Origin of the sequence: Prolixibacter bellariivorans ATCC BAA-1284, assembly GCF_000621705.1 — a bacterium.
Lineage (GTDB): Bacteria > Bacteroidota > Bacteroidia > Bacteroidales > Prolixibacteraceae > Prolixibacter > Prolixibacter bellariivorans.
On the sequence record NZ_KK211332.1, the window covers coordinates 284512 to 298257 of the forward strand.

Annotated in this window: 18 protein-coding genes; all 18 read right to left on the reverse strand. The window is 44.5% G+C overall.

The window, feature by feature from the left end; all coding sequences use genetic code 11:
* Nucleotides 1–35: 35 nt before the first annotated feature.
* The 18 genes from T426_RS0120445 to T426_RS0120540 all read right to left on the reverse strand — a co-directional run bounded on the left by T426_RS0120445 (nucleotide 36) and on the right by T426_RS0120540 (nucleotide 13695).
* The gene (locus T426_RS0120445; RefSeq protein ID WP_027586216.1) at nucleotides 36–227 is read right to left on the reverse strand and encodes a hypothetical protein; all 192 of its coding nucleotides are present in this window, start codon (nucleotides 225–227) and stop codon (nucleotides 36–38) included.
* A 171-nt stretch (nucleotides 228–398) separates the two neighbouring features.
* Nucleotides 399–1112, reverse strand: a complete 714-nt coding sequence (locus T426_RS25395; RefSeq protein WP_025863807.1) for a class I SAM-dependent DNA methyltransferase — start codon at nucleotides 1110–1112, stop codon at nucleotides 399–401.
* A gap of 60 nt (nucleotides 1113–1172) precedes the next feature.
* Nucleotides 1173–1691 (reverse strand): hypothetical protein, encoded by a 519-nt coding sequence (locus T426_RS0120455; protein WP_025863806.1) that lies wholly within the window; start codon nucleotides 1689–1691, stop codon nucleotides 1173–1175.
* Between the two features lie 171 nt (nucleotides 1692–1862).
* Entirely contained in the window at nucleotides 1863–2537 is a 675-nt protein-coding gene (locus tag T426_RS0120465; RefSeq protein ID WP_027586217.1) for a hypothetical protein, read from the reverse strand.
* A 37-nt stretch (nucleotides 2538–2574) separates the two neighbouring features.
* Nucleotides 2575–3318, reverse strand: coding sequence for an ion transporter (locus T426_RS0120470; RefSeq protein WP_036984311.1), 744 nt, complete (start codon nucleotides 3316–3318; stop codon nucleotides 2575–2577).
* Nucleotides 3319–3342: 24 nt separating this feature from the next.
* A complete protein-coding gene (locus T426_RS0120475) occupies nucleotides 3343–4398 on the reverse strand; it encodes a type I restriction endonuclease (protein ID WP_025863803.1) in 1056 nt (351 codons plus the stop codon).
* A 94-nt stretch (nucleotides 4399–4492) separates the two neighbouring features.
* The gene (locus tag T426_RS0120480) at nucleotides 4493–5074 is read right to left on the reverse strand and encodes a hypothetical protein (RefSeq protein ID WP_025863802.1); all 582 of its coding nucleotides are present in this window, start codon (nucleotides 5072–5074) and stop codon (nucleotides 4493–4495) included.
* Nucleotides 5075–5481: 407 nt separating this feature from the next.
* On the reverse strand, nucleotides 5482–6318 hold the full coding sequence (locus tag T426_RS0120485; protein WP_025863801.1) for a DUF4339 domain-containing protein: 837 nt from the start codon (nucleotides 6316–6318) through the stop codon (nucleotides 5482–5484).
* A 1186-nt stretch (nucleotides 6319–7504) separates the two neighbouring features.
* Nucleotides 7505–8239, reverse strand: a complete 735-nt coding sequence (locus tag T426_RS25400; RefSeq protein WP_051569055.1) for a head GIN domain-containing protein — start codon at nucleotides 8237–8239, stop codon at nucleotides 7505–7507.
* Between the two features lie 133 nt (nucleotides 8240–8372).
* The gene (locus tag T426_RS0120500; protein ID WP_025863797.1) at nucleotides 8373–8807 is read right to left on the reverse strand and encodes a VOC family protein; all 435 of its coding nucleotides are present in this window, start codon (nucleotides 8805–8807) and stop codon (nucleotides 8373–8375) included.
* Nucleotides 8808–8956: 149 nt separating this feature from the next.
* Nucleotides 8957–9409, reverse strand: coding sequence for a carboxymuconolactone decarboxylase family protein (locus T426_RS0120505; RefSeq protein WP_025863796.1), 453 nt, complete (start codon nucleotides 9407–9409; stop codon nucleotides 8957–8959).
* A 62-nt stretch (nucleotides 9410–9471) separates the two neighbouring features.
* The gene (locus T426_RS0120510; RefSeq protein WP_025863795.1) at nucleotides 9472–10056 is read right to left on the reverse strand and encodes a Crp/Fnr family transcriptional regulator; all 585 of its coding nucleotides are present in this window, start codon (nucleotides 10054–10056) and stop codon (nucleotides 9472–9474) included.
* A gap of 64 nt (nucleotides 10057–10120) precedes the next feature.
* Nucleotides 10121–10726: a transposase gene (locus T426_RS0120515; RefSeq protein ID WP_036985521.1), complete on the reverse strand. Its 606-nt coding sequence runs from the start codon at nucleotides 10724–10726 to the stop codon at nucleotides 10121–10123.
* 48 nt (nucleotides 10727–10774) lie between these two features.
* A complete protein-coding gene (gene bla / locus T426_RS0120520; protein WP_025863794.1) occupies nucleotides 10775–11512 on the reverse strand; it encodes a subclass B1 metallo-beta-lactamase in 738 nt (245 codons plus the stop codon).
* A gap of 33 nt (nucleotides 11513–11545) precedes the next feature.
* Entirely contained in the window at nucleotides 11546–11899 is a 354-nt protein-coding gene (locus T426_RS25650; protein ID WP_036984365.1) for a DUF3795 domain-containing protein, read from the reverse strand.
* A 51-nt stretch (nucleotides 11900–11950) separates the two neighbouring features.
* Nucleotides 11951–12082 carry a hypothetical protein gene (locus T426_RS26235; RefSeq protein ID WP_262884811.1) on the reverse strand — a complete coding sequence of 44 codons (132 nt, stop codon included), beginning with the start codon at nucleotides 12080–12082 and terminating at the stop codon, nucleotides 11951–11953.
* Between the two features lie 33 nt (nucleotides 12083–12115).
* Nucleotides 12116–12808, reverse strand: coding sequence for a 2'-5' RNA ligase family protein (locus T426_RS0120535; RefSeq protein WP_025863792.1), 693 nt, complete (start codon nucleotides 12806–12808; stop codon nucleotides 12116–12118).
* Between the two features lie 140 nt (nucleotides 12809–12948).
* Nucleotides 12949–13695, reverse strand: a complete 747-nt coding sequence (locus T426_RS0120540) for a hypothetical protein (RefSeq protein ID WP_027586221.1) — start codon at nucleotides 13693–13695, stop codon at nucleotides 12949–12951.
* Between the last annotated feature and the right edge of the window lie 51 nt (nucleotides 13696–13746).

The following is a 13746-nucleotide window of genomic DNA, read 5'->3' on the forward strand; positions in this document are numbered from 1 at the left end:
CCGTCGGGATTTCGCTCAGGTAACCGGGAACCTTATCATTGAGGTTTCTTTTTCAACATCGCTTCGCCTTCAACTTCGCCGTTAGGCGAAAAGCGGGTTGGCCCGTCAAAGTCGGCCGGGCCAGCGTTGACGGGATTGGTTTTGTGCGGGTATTCAGGGATGTGCGTCCGAAAAAACAAAACCATGACGCGGGGGAAAGGATCACTTTGACTTGTCCCGATGTACATCGGGGTTGGGTACTTTTGTGTCAAGACAAAAGTACAGGTAAAAAAGCGACCACAACAAACGTAAAACGAAGGCTGACAAGAGAGATTGAGTTGTCCCCGACGTTTGTCGGACAGGCTCTACCTCCACGCAATTACGCAATAGGGGTTGTTCCCGAATAGTCGGAACAAACCCTAGCTCTTTTTTGCAATGAGCGTCATGGCCTTCTCTTCCTCCTGCATCTCCATCACATCAAAACCGGTGAGTTTCAGAAAGAGTAGAATTTCGTCTTTGGTGAAGGCCCGCAACGTGGTCTGGTCATCATGTTCGGTCTTTTCACCGTTACTTTCGATGATGTACCGGGCGTGCCAGTTCCAGGTCCAGCCGGTTTCGAGGTTCTTTTCGAGGTGACTAATTCGCTGAATCTTTTTATCCGGCAATTCGATGGTTTGCTCAAAATCGCCGAAATTTTCGAAGATACCACCGGCTTCGAAGATACCGAAGACGAACAGCCTCTTTTCTTTCAGTGCGTTGTGAATGCCGGTGAGGGTCTCCATGATGCCTCTGTTGTCGGTGACATACGCCAGGGAACGGCCGGTAATGAGGACCGCGTCAAATTGCTGGTCGAAACGGAGGTGGCGCATATCGCTTTGTACGAATACATCCTGCTGCACTTCTTCCCGGGCAATGTCCAGCATCTCTTCGGCTACATCCAATCCGGTGTAGTCGTATCCGTTGGCCAGGAACCGGCGGGCCAGCATGCCCGAACCACACCCTACTTCGAGAACCTTTTTGCAATGGTTCTTTCGCAGAAGGTCGTCGTAGAAGCGGTACTCTTCATCGTAATCGAAGACGTGTTGGTACATCTCGTGATACACGCGGGCCAGTGTGGTATAGAGTTGGGTCATGCTTTGGTTATTTTCTTACAGTCCTCGTTTTACTGCAAGTTAGCGACTTATCATTAAACCCTAAACCGATTGCTCATCTGAAGTAACTAACGGACTTTCCTCCACATTTTCCTGCTTCAATTCTGCCAGTATATTCGCAAGAACACCAATAACGACAATCGCTGTAAAATTCACCCGAAACAAAAAATCACCACCGGAGTTAATCGCCATCTTAAAACTGGATATTGAAAAACCAAAACTTAAACCTGTATTGGCCATTCCGATAGCCAATTGAAATCCGGAGGCATATGTCAATGCATAACCTAACAGGCTCCACTGGATGATTTGCGGTACCTGGTTAATGATGGAGAGGATGATGCCCGTTTTCTTGTCGCCATCGGTCAGTAACCGCTTACCGGAGTAAATTGAGAAGCCGTACAGCCCAAGCCCCAGCAGAAACATCAATAATATGGCTCCGTTGATGGTTCCGGTTTTTAGCATGAGGTAGGCCATCAGTCCCAGCCCGGCAATTCCACCAACAACCTGTAGCCAACCGATAATTGTCAAGGTAAAATGTGTGTTTTTAATTCGAGGTTTCATGGTTTAACAGTTAGGTCGTTTTAAAACTGAATGCTACTTTGTTTTCTTTTCCATTTCCTCCGGCTCTATTTGTCTCGCTTTCGACAGTCCGGAAGCAACTAAACCGGCGAAAAAAAGTTTCATCGAATTGGGCATGGTTTGTGATTTCTCTACTCGCGCATGTTGTTTGTTTTAAATACCTAATTTACTTTTTACGAATCTTATATGCCATATTAAACGTTCGAATGATCCATTATCCAGCGCTCTTTGTCCCGTGAGCATACTCGTGAAGAAGAAAGGATGACCATTGCACGTATAAGTGCCTAATTCATCGTTCCAGACAAATCGATAATTCATCCAATGCTCCTGAGCATCATCGTAGTGATTGGGCCTGTCCTTTCCTAAAAACTCTCTGGCTAACGTATTATTTACAACAAAAACAACAAGCTCGGTCTTACTAATAAGCTTATCTATTACCGATTTGCTAACCATCAACTGTCGATAGATAAATTGAATGCCATCATCCGTCTTCAATAACGATTTAATCTTATTCTGCTCAGTTTCCCTAATATAAAGCAGGTCTAAATGACTCCAGGGCAAATCAGTCTTTTCAGCTATTTCAGTGAACTTCGCAAAATATTTATGATTATCTCGATGTTCAAGGAAATAGAATCCAACACGTTTCTCTTTTTCTTCTATCAGTTTTACCCTGTCATTTTTACTTACAGAAGGATTAATCCCTATAAACATTAATCCTGCGTCAAGAATCTCCTTCACTGACAACGGAGGTAGTTTACAAAACTCTTTGTCTCCGTATAAATTCCATAAATCATTTATTTCCTTCTCTACTAACTCTTGTATGTTCATCTTTAAAGTCATTTATAAAGTCTATAATACTGCTTGTTCAATCTTGCGTTGTTTTCTTTTCCATTTCCTCCTGCTCTATTTGTCTCGCTTTCGACAGTCCGGAAGCCACCAAACCTGCCGGTACAGTAACAATGCCGATACCCACAACCAAAACGAAGAAAGTGAATATCTTGCCGCCTATGGTAACTGGATAAACATCTCCATACCCCACTGTTGTTAGAGTCACGACGGCCCACCAAAGACTATGAAAGATGGATCGGAACAGTTCAGGCTGGGCTTTATTCTCGAAGAAGTAGATACCGGATGCCGACAGAAAAATCATAATCGCAGATAGGACGGCAAAGAGTATTAGTTCCTCTCTGATGATGCGAAAAGCAATATGAAATCTCCTCAACGCCCGATTGTATCGCACCAACTTCAAAGCCCGGAAAATCCGGAACACACGAAACACTCGTAAGGAACGTAAGTCGATGGTTCGAGTGATATAGAAGGGAAGTATGGCAATTAGGTCAATCAAGCCATAAAAACTGAAGATATATTTAAAAGGCTTTTGCGCCACATAAATTCGTAACCCATATTCAATGCTGAAGACAATAACACACACCACCTCGATAATCCGGAGAGCCGTTTTTAATCCCTCCGGACTGCCGGGTAATGTATCGACAGAAAAAGAGATAAGTGACAACAGAATAAGTGACTGTATCACATAGTCAAAAATCTTCCCCTCAATCGTCGTATTGTCTTCTACTATCTCTCGTAGTTTGCGTTTGATGGATTGCATCTGGTTACAAAAGTGTTGGTCTTGTCAATTCACCTCAGCATAAAACTCAACCGTTTCAAGCAGTTCCTTCTCGAAGTTGTATATATCATCGATACTTTCCAGCAAGTGTCTTGTTTCTTTTTTATCCTGATCGAATAACCCAATGTATTTATTGGTCCCATTAAAATGTAAACGGCAGATGGGCTTCCTGTTGTTGTCATCCAACAGGACACCGAAATAAGACTGCGTATCCCGTTGTGAAATACGATCCTTTTGGATTTTCCGCCTCAATATAGCAACGACAATTCGAAAGCCCTCCAGTTCCTCTTCAGTTGTAACAATTTTACTCTCCTCTTCAACAACGATTTCTTCCTGTGATTGATTTTCCTCTTCCTTGTGCAGTGCACTTTGAAGCCGGTCACTTACCTTTTCACTGATTTGTTGATTAATGGCTTTTTGTACCAGCTCCTTAAACTGCAACATTACTTTCTCGGTAAGCCTGCCATTATATACTTTCGATGCAAAAAGTCTGACAAAATCATCGCCCGGCTCATTCAACTCCTGATTAAACATCTTCTTTATCTCTTTCATGTATTTCAATGAACTGGCATTGGAAAATATTTTATCGACGTCGAAGTTCGATTTATGGAACTTGATGATTTCTGTGACGGTTGCATCTTTTAGCTGGGTAATATCAAATTCCAGGAATGGTTTCTCATCCATTTTATTTGATTCCTCCAGGTCGGTATAGAACCGATATTCAATTCCGTTGGTCAGCAGTGCAAACCTTGCCTTCGTGACATGAAAATACCGGAAGAGTTGTGAATTGTGCACATTCAAATCTTCTTTCCAGTGTTTACACTCAATGATGATAATGGGTGTCCCGTTTTGAAAAATGGCATAGTCAACCTTCTCTCCTTTTTTCAAACCAATATCGGCCGTGAATTCCGGAACGACTTCCGTCGGATTAAAGATATCGTATCCAAGGTTGTTAATGAATGGCAACGTGAATGCCGTTTTTGTTGCTTCTTCAGTTTGAATCTGATCTTTTAACAATTCAATCTTTTCGGCTAATGCCTTTAGTTGCGGTTGGATCTCCATAGTTATTGTTTTTATTGGTTGTTAGTATTTTTATACCTGATAGATATTGCCCGAAAAGTTTACGATGTTATACAGATCTAAATCATATGAGATTTTAATTCATTTTCGGCACTTTTCCTTCTCTACCTTTTATGATTCTGTCCGTTTTTTTCTCCACTTTAAAGGTTACGTTAAGATCTTTAAAATAAACTATCCAATAATTATTATCAGTCCCGTCTAATGTCTCTGGTAGAGATTTACTATAATTTCCTCTCACCGTAAATACATTTTGGCCAATGCTTTTATTAATATCAAATTTTGGTTTTGATTTCTTGTCGGGCATAATACTTTTTGCCGTTGTAAACAATCCTTCTTTATCCCACAGTTCTAGATTTCCATCATTATTAATGATATAATACTCATTCGCCGTACTATTTACGACAAAATATTTCTTTCCCTTCTTTTGTAAAGTTTCTTTTTTGGTTCGGCTGTTATTCTTTGTAAAGTCTATTATTGTAAAGAATTTATTGCCGATCTGATAAAGAGAAATTATGGACTCATATCCAGAAAATGTACATTCCCATTTTCCTAAAATTATTTGGTCTTGACTCTTATCAGATCCTTTTTTTTCGATATTATTTCCATACACAGAGAAAGAAAAACCAAGGAACATCCATATAAAAAATAATGTTTTCATCTTTGCAAAATTTTAGAGACTGTCAAAAAATATCACTGGATAAAAAAGTTATTCGATGAATAACAATCTTTTCTACCAATCCGAATAACCTCATTGATTGCCTCTCCTTAACCTGCCATACCGCTGTCTCCAATCAACTGCCCTTGAATGTATAAAATATTTTTCAAAACTTATTGTTCAGCAGTTGAAAAGTCATTGATGATCAGACACCTGATTTTCCGTTTAACGAACAGATCGATACGTTCACCACTAAAAAACGACCGTTCACCATCAATTTGGAGTGTTGAAAACTTTTTTATGTTCTTCAAAAGGTTCGGGTTGAATGACATAAAAATACCCTGCCGGCAGATACGTGCTGACAGGGTGCATATGAGGATTGAGGATATGCTGTTTTCTTATTCGTTCGGCTAAAAGGCCGGTTGCACAAAGTAGTTTCGTTTCACTTTCATTAAGCCGAACTGCAGGAACAGATAGGGCAACATCTCGATAGCCAGGACGGTGATGCCCTGTCGCAGTGTCAACGGGGAACTGAAATCGGCGCTGTCGGTGAAGATCATGAAAAACAGGGCTACAATGACAACGATGAATACCAGGATGCTGTAGAAGAACTGCAAGTAGGCAAAGTTCCGGAAAGCCGTCACTCCTACCCTTTTCAGCAGGCTCAGCTTTTGGGCCAGCCGCAGGTAATGATAACCGTTCAGGATAAAGGCCAGTACCACCACCAGGATGCCATAACTGTACATTGTGTCGTCGATGACGCGCCCCCGCTCGTAAGCCATCAGGATGTAGATAGGAATGGAGGTCACGATAATCCAGTTGATGTTGATGGCCGGCTTCCTGATTTCGAGGAGTAGCGAGAGGTATTTCTTCATGCCGGTCAATAACCTGACAAGCGCCATGAGGCTCAGAAAAAGTACAAGGCCGTAGAGTCGGGTATCGTCCATGTCGAGCATCTGCAGGATAATTTCGACCACCAGCATTGAGAGGAATATCCAGCCGGATGAAATACCGGCATGAATGTACCGGAATGCTTTGGTCTCCCGACCGATCTTCCGATCATCTTCGGGAACCGGCGGCGGGGTGTCGCGGAAGAAAATGGCCAGCTCGGGCACCAGTATCGCTTTTTCCCATTTGGTCAGGCCCTGTTTCCAAACCTTCGTCGTTTCACCAATTTTTCCTTTCAGTTCATCCAGGCTGAGGGGCCCGAACCGATCGCCGTCAGCAATGTAATACCACTCTTTCATAAATTCTTCATTCCTTGTTCCCGGTCAGGTCATCCATTATATGGAAGTAACTTTTCCCAAGAACTTCTCCTTTCCCCGGCTATACCGGGACAGGTTTTACTACGATTGATTAACGTAACTTTTTAATCAAAAACGCATAGGTTGCGTATTTAGTGCCCGAATTTACTATTTCTAATTTAATTTATTGTTCATTACGAGGTGCATACACGGTGTAAGGAACGAGTCGCTTTTTCCGTTCACGGAACAGATCGATACGTTCACGGAAGAAATCAGTACGTTCATGGAAGAAATCGAACTATTAAGAATCATTATAAAATAGTTTCAGGTGGAGCTTCACGATCACTATTGTTGCTGTTGTTAGGGGGTTTCAGGTTAAACTTCGCTGTTACTTTTGTTACTGTTGTTCGGTTCTTATCAGTAGCACTGTTATTCCTGTCGAAACAACAGAACCATTTCAATTCAGATCCCCCTTAACCATTCCGAGGCGATGCTTTAACCTATTTGTGTTAATTTTAACCGCCATAAAGATAAAAAGTATTGCCCAAAGGATAATTTTTACCGACGAAAGGATAAAACCTCTTGGCATAAGGCTAAATTCTGTCGACGAAAGGATAAATCTTGTTGGCTCAAGGATAATTCCTTCTGCCGTAAGGCTAAATCTTATCTGCGAAAGGCTAAAATGTTCTGTCCATAGGCTAAATCTTGCTGACAAAAGGATAAATTTTACCGCCATAAGGCTAAAAGTTTCCGGCGTAAGAAGCAGATTAGTTGGCTCAAGTTGTCGCTTCGTTGACTAAAATCGTAGCTCAACCGGCATAAGGATAGCTGTAACTGGTTCAGGAATGGGATGAGTTGACTCAAGAGACAGGTTAGATGGTTCAAGGCTCGGGTTTCCGGCTAGAAGCTTCTGCTTTCAAGTATCAAGTTGTGCCTTGAGGTTCAGCCCACTCGTTCTCTTGATTGTTCATTTTCCACTATTAATTATTTACCCCCCAATATCGCCACCAGGCGATAAGTGTGCCGGCCAGTCAAAGTAGGCCGGGCAGAAGGAGCACTTTGACTTGTACTTTGGGGACGAGCCAAAAGGGCAAAGAAAAGTTGTCCCAACAAAAGCCAAAGGCATTACCGTCGGGAAGGTCGCAGCGACCACGGAGGAAAGGAGACGCAATCAATTGCGTCTCTACGGTCAATTCGCATTCATCACGACTCCCGAGCCGCTGATGCTCTGCGTCAGGGTTGGGCTTCCTTTGTAGAAAACACTGCCCGAGCCGCTGATGCTGATGTTCAGGGCATCGTTGACCGTGACGAAACAAACGCCGCTCCCGGGAATGCTGATGTGGCAATTGTCGGATATAACCGGGTAGGCCATAAAATTACCCGAACCACTGATATGCACGCTCATGTTCTTCAGATCGGTAAAATCCTTCTTCCCAACCACATTTCCACTTCCGGTGATGGTCACCGACAGATTTTCGCATCCACCAAAAGCATTCATCTCAATGTTTCCGGAACCGCTGATGTCCAGCTCCAAATCGTCCTGCCCGGTAAAATCATTCACTTCAACGTTGCCCGAGCCACTGACGGAGATGCTGCGAATCACCGGAACGGTGATGCGAATTGTCAAATCGTAGTTGGAGTAGTTTCCGTCTTCAAGCTTCACGGTCCATATACCTCCCGCAACTTTGGTCAGTAACCGGTCGATGATGTTTTGCTGGGCAGAAACTTCCACGTTCTGTGTTGCACCTTGTGAAATGATGATGTTGGCAGCACCGGCCAAATCGATGCCCGTGAATTCGGGTACCGTAATGGTCTTCGTGACCACCGGCCCTTCACCCGTTACACGGATGGTGTTGCTGTCGCAGGAAGCAAGTAACAGCATAACCACAATCAGGGCTACTACGGAAAGTTCAGGTCGTTTCATATTGGTAACGTTTCAGGTTAACAGCTCATTGGCCTTTCAATACCTGAATAAAGTTACACAATCCGGCCTTGAAATGCATCTTCGAAAAGCTCATTTCCGACTACCATGAAACGAAATGACGAACTCCGGTTGGCTATTCCTGCGGGTTCTCTTTGAAGCTAATCATCCAGTTGACACCGAAAGCGTCGGTGCACATCCCGAAGTAATCGCCCCAAAAGGTGGAAGCCATGGGCATGGTGACGTTGCCGCCCTTCGACAGGGCCATGAAAAAGCGATCGGCCTGTTCTTTGCTTTCGGCCGAGACAGACAAAGAGAAGTTGTTACCAACTTTGAGTTCCGGAGCCCAACCACCGGTATCGCTACCCATCAGGATATTGTCTTTGCTGAGCGGCAAGGCTATGTGCATGATTTTGTTCTGGTCGGCTTCCGGCACATCCACGCCATCCTGCGGCGGCATGTCTTTGAAACGTCCCACGTAGGCGAACTCTCCACCAAAAACAGCTTTGTAATGGTTAAACGCCTCCTCGCAGTTTCCGTTGAAGGTCAGATAGGGATTTACGATTGCCATAATCTCAGAGTTTGGTTAAACAGAAAGTTTTGTTCCGGATGGTCCATCCGGTTACATAACACTTTAAGGAATAAAAGGTTGAAGAAGATTCCTGCTTTTGATTTAGCAGTAGAGACCAGGCAATGCCTTCTCTCTACTGCTACGGTCGATTACGATTGAACCGCTTCAATCCTTTCTGCAGCTCCCGATAGGATACCAATCCGGTTCCAGGCGTTGATGGTAATGATGGCCATGATGATTTGTGCCAGGTATGTTTCATCGAAATATTTGCGTGCATTGACGATCAGTTCGGCAGGAATATCTCCGTGTATTCGCGTAACAGCATCGGTTAATGCCAGAATCGCTTTTTCCTTTTCATCGAACAGGTCGGTTTCTTCCCAGGCATCCAGCAGAAAAATGCGCTGTGGTGATTCTCCGTACTTCATGGCATCGGTGGTGTGCATGTCAATGCAAAAGGCACAACCATTTAGCTGCGATGCCCGTATCTTGATCAGTTCCCGGTGAATATCGGTCAGTCCGCTGTTTTTAACGTAGTGTTCCAATCCGAGCATAGCCTGGTATGCTTCCGGCTGTACTTCGGCAATCTTTACATGTGCTTTCATGACATTTGCTTTTAGTTCATCGCAAAGTTGGCCATGAAAACACGGGAAAAACTTAAACGGGTTTAAGAAACAGATGAGGCGGTCTTTTTTCGAAGTTCGCTCAGGTATTCGGGCGTCATCCCCAGCAGCGAGGCCAGCATGTATTGGGGAACGCGCTGCACAAATTCCGGATACTTGCGTTGAAAATTGAAGAACATCTCCTCTTTGGAACGACTGTAAAGCAAACCGATGCGAAACAACGATGCGGAATAGGCCCGTTGCAATATCTTCCGAAAGTAAGTCTCGAATACGGGTATCGTAGCAAATAACTTTTCGCTGGTTTCATCGTCCAGCGAGATGACAACAGAATCTTCAACTGCCTGGATGCTATACTGACTGGAAACTTTCCGGTCCTTGCTGGTATAATCGGTCATCCACCAGTTTTCGATGGCAAACTGGATGGTCCGTTCGTTGCCTTGTTCATCAGTAAAGAATAACCGCAAACATCCTGATGCGACAAAATAGTTGGCCCGGCAAATGGCGCCGGGATTCAGCAACATTTCCTTTTTGACAACATCTCGCTCTAATACGTTCGCCATAATCAAGGCTGCCTGGTCATCCGTCAACGTTACGAACTGGCGGATATGCTGAATCAGTTCCGTGCTCATCGAAGTTTATTTTCTGCTTACGGAAATGAAGAGGTAAGGTAACAGGGAATATCAATGGTATTGGTCAGGATTTGAATGCTTCCCGCAAAGGGTCTTTCATCCATTGCTGTGGATTATCGATAATATATTGACGGGTGCCATGGTATTCCTCCCTGTCCCGAATGATGTGATCGTGAAAGCGGGATTGCCAGGCAAATTGGGGGTTGGTTTTACGGATTTCAAAAGTCACGCGTCCTTTGTACCAACGAATAATTCTCGATAAATTATCGTGTAACATAGGATTATGACTTCTGGTGGCCCCACCAGTTCGGTCAGCCGTATTCACAGTGTGCAGCCCAGTAGAGACGCGATTAATCGCGTCTCTACTTTGCAGCGGCTTGACATTACTTTCTGGTTTATCAATAATAACAATCCCATGCACATGGTTCGGCATGATGACGAATGCATCCAGTTTCACAAACGGGAAATGATTTGGGATTTCCAGCCAATAGTTGCGCGCCAATATTCCTGTTGGGAATAATTGTTCCGGATTGTGATAATGTCCTAAATAACACCGTTTCCCTGACGTACAAATGGTAACGAAATACATTCCATTCCATCCGTAATCCCAGCTATACAAGCGTGACGAAGCAATTCGGTATTTGTGTTGGTATTTATCAGGAGGATACATGATCTATGTTTCGGTCCATATCTTCACAAGACGCGATTAATCGCATCTTTACTGTGTGGCCAATTGATACGTATGCCTTAACAACTCGGGGCCGCCAAATGGTCCGTGTCCGGGAATGACGATGCGCGCGTCAGGAAATTTGTCCATCACCTTTTTGATGGTGGCCGGATAGGCTTTCAAATCACCATCCACCGTGTTGCCCAGGTTTCGTGCCCCCATGCTCTTCGCCATGCAACCGGCAAACAGGATTTTCTCCGACGGAATCCAGACCACAATGTTATCGGTTGAATGGGCCGGTCCCAAATAATAGCATTCGATAACTTTAGCTCCCAGTTTCAACTGCAACGAATCGGTGAATCCCTTATCGGGAACCGGCAGACCTTTTATTTTGGCACTGTCGATGGTTATCTGGTTAGCCCACGACGGGATGTGTTGCTGCTGCAGATATGCCAGCCCGCCCATGCAATCGTTGTGCCAGTGGTTCGGCACAAAGCCAACGACCTTCACCTGCAGGGAGTGACCCAGCCAATCGGTTAATGTTTTAGTTGCCTCTTCTGTCATGGGAGTATCGAACAGAAAAGCTTCATTTCCCTGTATCCATACCAGGCCGTTTGACGGGAATCGACCAAACTCAGGCAAATCGCTGTAAGAAACATGCATATAGGCATTTTCGGATAATTTGATCAAGGTTATATCCTCAGATATCTTAATTCGGGGAGCAATTGTCTGCGCCCATACTTGTCCCTGCAGAAAGACCATCAGGGAAAGAACCAACCATTTCTTCATATTCACCGTAGTTACATTAGGAATGTTCATATCTTATGCCAGTGCCTGACGAATGCCGTCGAGCCGGACTTTTGCCTCAGGCTCCTGTCCGAAAATGCCCTCAAGCTTTTCACAAGGATAATCACTGCAATGAGCGCAGTTTTCAACCCTTTCTTCCCGTGCACAATTTCGAATATCGCAATTTCGGCAACCGGAAAACAATCTTCCTGATTCGGCCCGGCAGCCATAGCAATCAGTAACATCGCTAAGTTGGATATTAATTCCATACGCGATGGCACACTGCCTGACAATATCTTCACGCATGGCCTGTTGACGTATCAGGTCGGTTTCCAGTGTGGCCAGATGAATGGGACATTCATCACAAACCAATCCACAATAGGCTATCATCACATTCGGTTTTATGGATATTCTTCTTTCCCGCTTAGGAAAGCACTTCATCTATTTCAGACTGGCCCAGATTTTGAACCGTTCATCATCTTCTTCGTTCCAATCGAACCATTCGGTCGCTTCCATGTCCTGCGATTGAGAGATGTAATAGCTGTAAGCTTCAGTCAATCCTTTGTCGGCCATTTCACTGAAAAAGTTACGGAAAAAACTTTGCATTTATCCTAACGGGAAGCGCCTCAATGTGCTTACCTTTTCCTTCCGGAGATACCAATCGTTAGTGACCAGTTCCACTTCTTCAACGCGGAAGGTGCCGAAATCAACGTCCCGGTAACGCTCCAGAACGTTGAGAAAGGCCTTCTTCCGCTGCAACGGTTTCCGGAAACGGACGACGGTAGAATGAGCTGTCTGCAAAATGTAGCGTTTGTCGATGGATTGCTGCAGATTGGTTTGACGGAACCGGGTCCGAAGCTTTTCCCTGAGTTCGTTGAGCCGGTCGCCTTCGGCAAATCCCTGAATCATCACGCCTGATGGCGATGCGGTAATGCCCTGCATCCGTATCGAAAAGGATTTTTCGCCTTTTAAGCTGTCGCGAATAAGCTGAGTATAGGATGGCAAATCAATTTGTTCGGGTTGAAAGCCACTGTAGCATGAAATGACGGAGAGAAGCGTGATATGCACATCGGAAGCCCGATAGTAATACTGCTCCGGTTCTGTTTCCCTCAACTGCTCCAACCATTCCAGAATACGTTCTTTCACCACTTTATCCGGACGAATCAGCAGGGTGATTCCACGCCGGTCATCAAGTGGATCATCCAGCCAGGAATCAGTGGTTACGCCTTCGGAGCTGATTTGATCGACCGATTGGGTGTAGAGTCGATGATAATGTTCTGACAGTGCAACGTCATTCATTTTTTCCAGTTTAAGAAAGTATCCGAAAACGAATATTGCGGATCATTAAATGTCAATTTTACGAAAAAAACTCTATCCGGAGTTGCTCTCATTTAGTGAAAGACTAGCGGCAAAGAAAAAATCAAGATTTAAGGGAAACGTTATCGAAGTATTCTGGCCTGCCCTTTACCAATCTGCCATAGTTTTCTTCCGACCAGGAAAAACCAGAGAAGGTATAAAGGTCCGGCAATTGCCATCAACAATGTACTGGCGGCCGGGAAAATAAAGCCCGCGAAGATGTGCAGAAAGTCGAGTCCGTGCGTTACCAAACCCGTATAGGCAGTAAGCTTACTAAATACGGCACTTCTCAACATCACCCATGAGATAAAGATGCCGCCTAACTGGGTCAGTACACTTCCCACAATGGCACCGGTTCCGTGCCACATGTCGGAAGCGAAAAGCACTTCGCCGGCGGCGATCAGGCGGCGTTGTTCCTCCTGAGTTATGGCGCCGGCATACCGGTTGCTCAGGTATAACCATGAAAATACAGAAGGTGTGGCCAGGAAAAGGGTTACACCAATAAATACCATCACAACCGACAAGGTTGTGATTCCCTGGTTGGATTCCTTCAGACTGAAGTAAAGACCAGCGAACAGAACGTAATAGAGCGGGATAAATATGACAGTCAAAATATCGAGGCGAAGCAGGCCAACCATTTTATTTTCCTGCAACATCTGAAAACACTCCTCCACCGTTAACGGCTGTGTACCAATGGTTATCAACAGCACCATCGTCACTACAGAATAAACAATCAGAATAAAGGCAGCAATCCCGGCTATTCTGCAGAGTCTCTTTACCCCCGCATGTCCGGCGATCCATTCCAATGTTGTGTCTTGTCGGGGCATCATGCTATTGTTTTTCTCACGATTCGCAAAGTAACCTTATCGGATAAACAGATG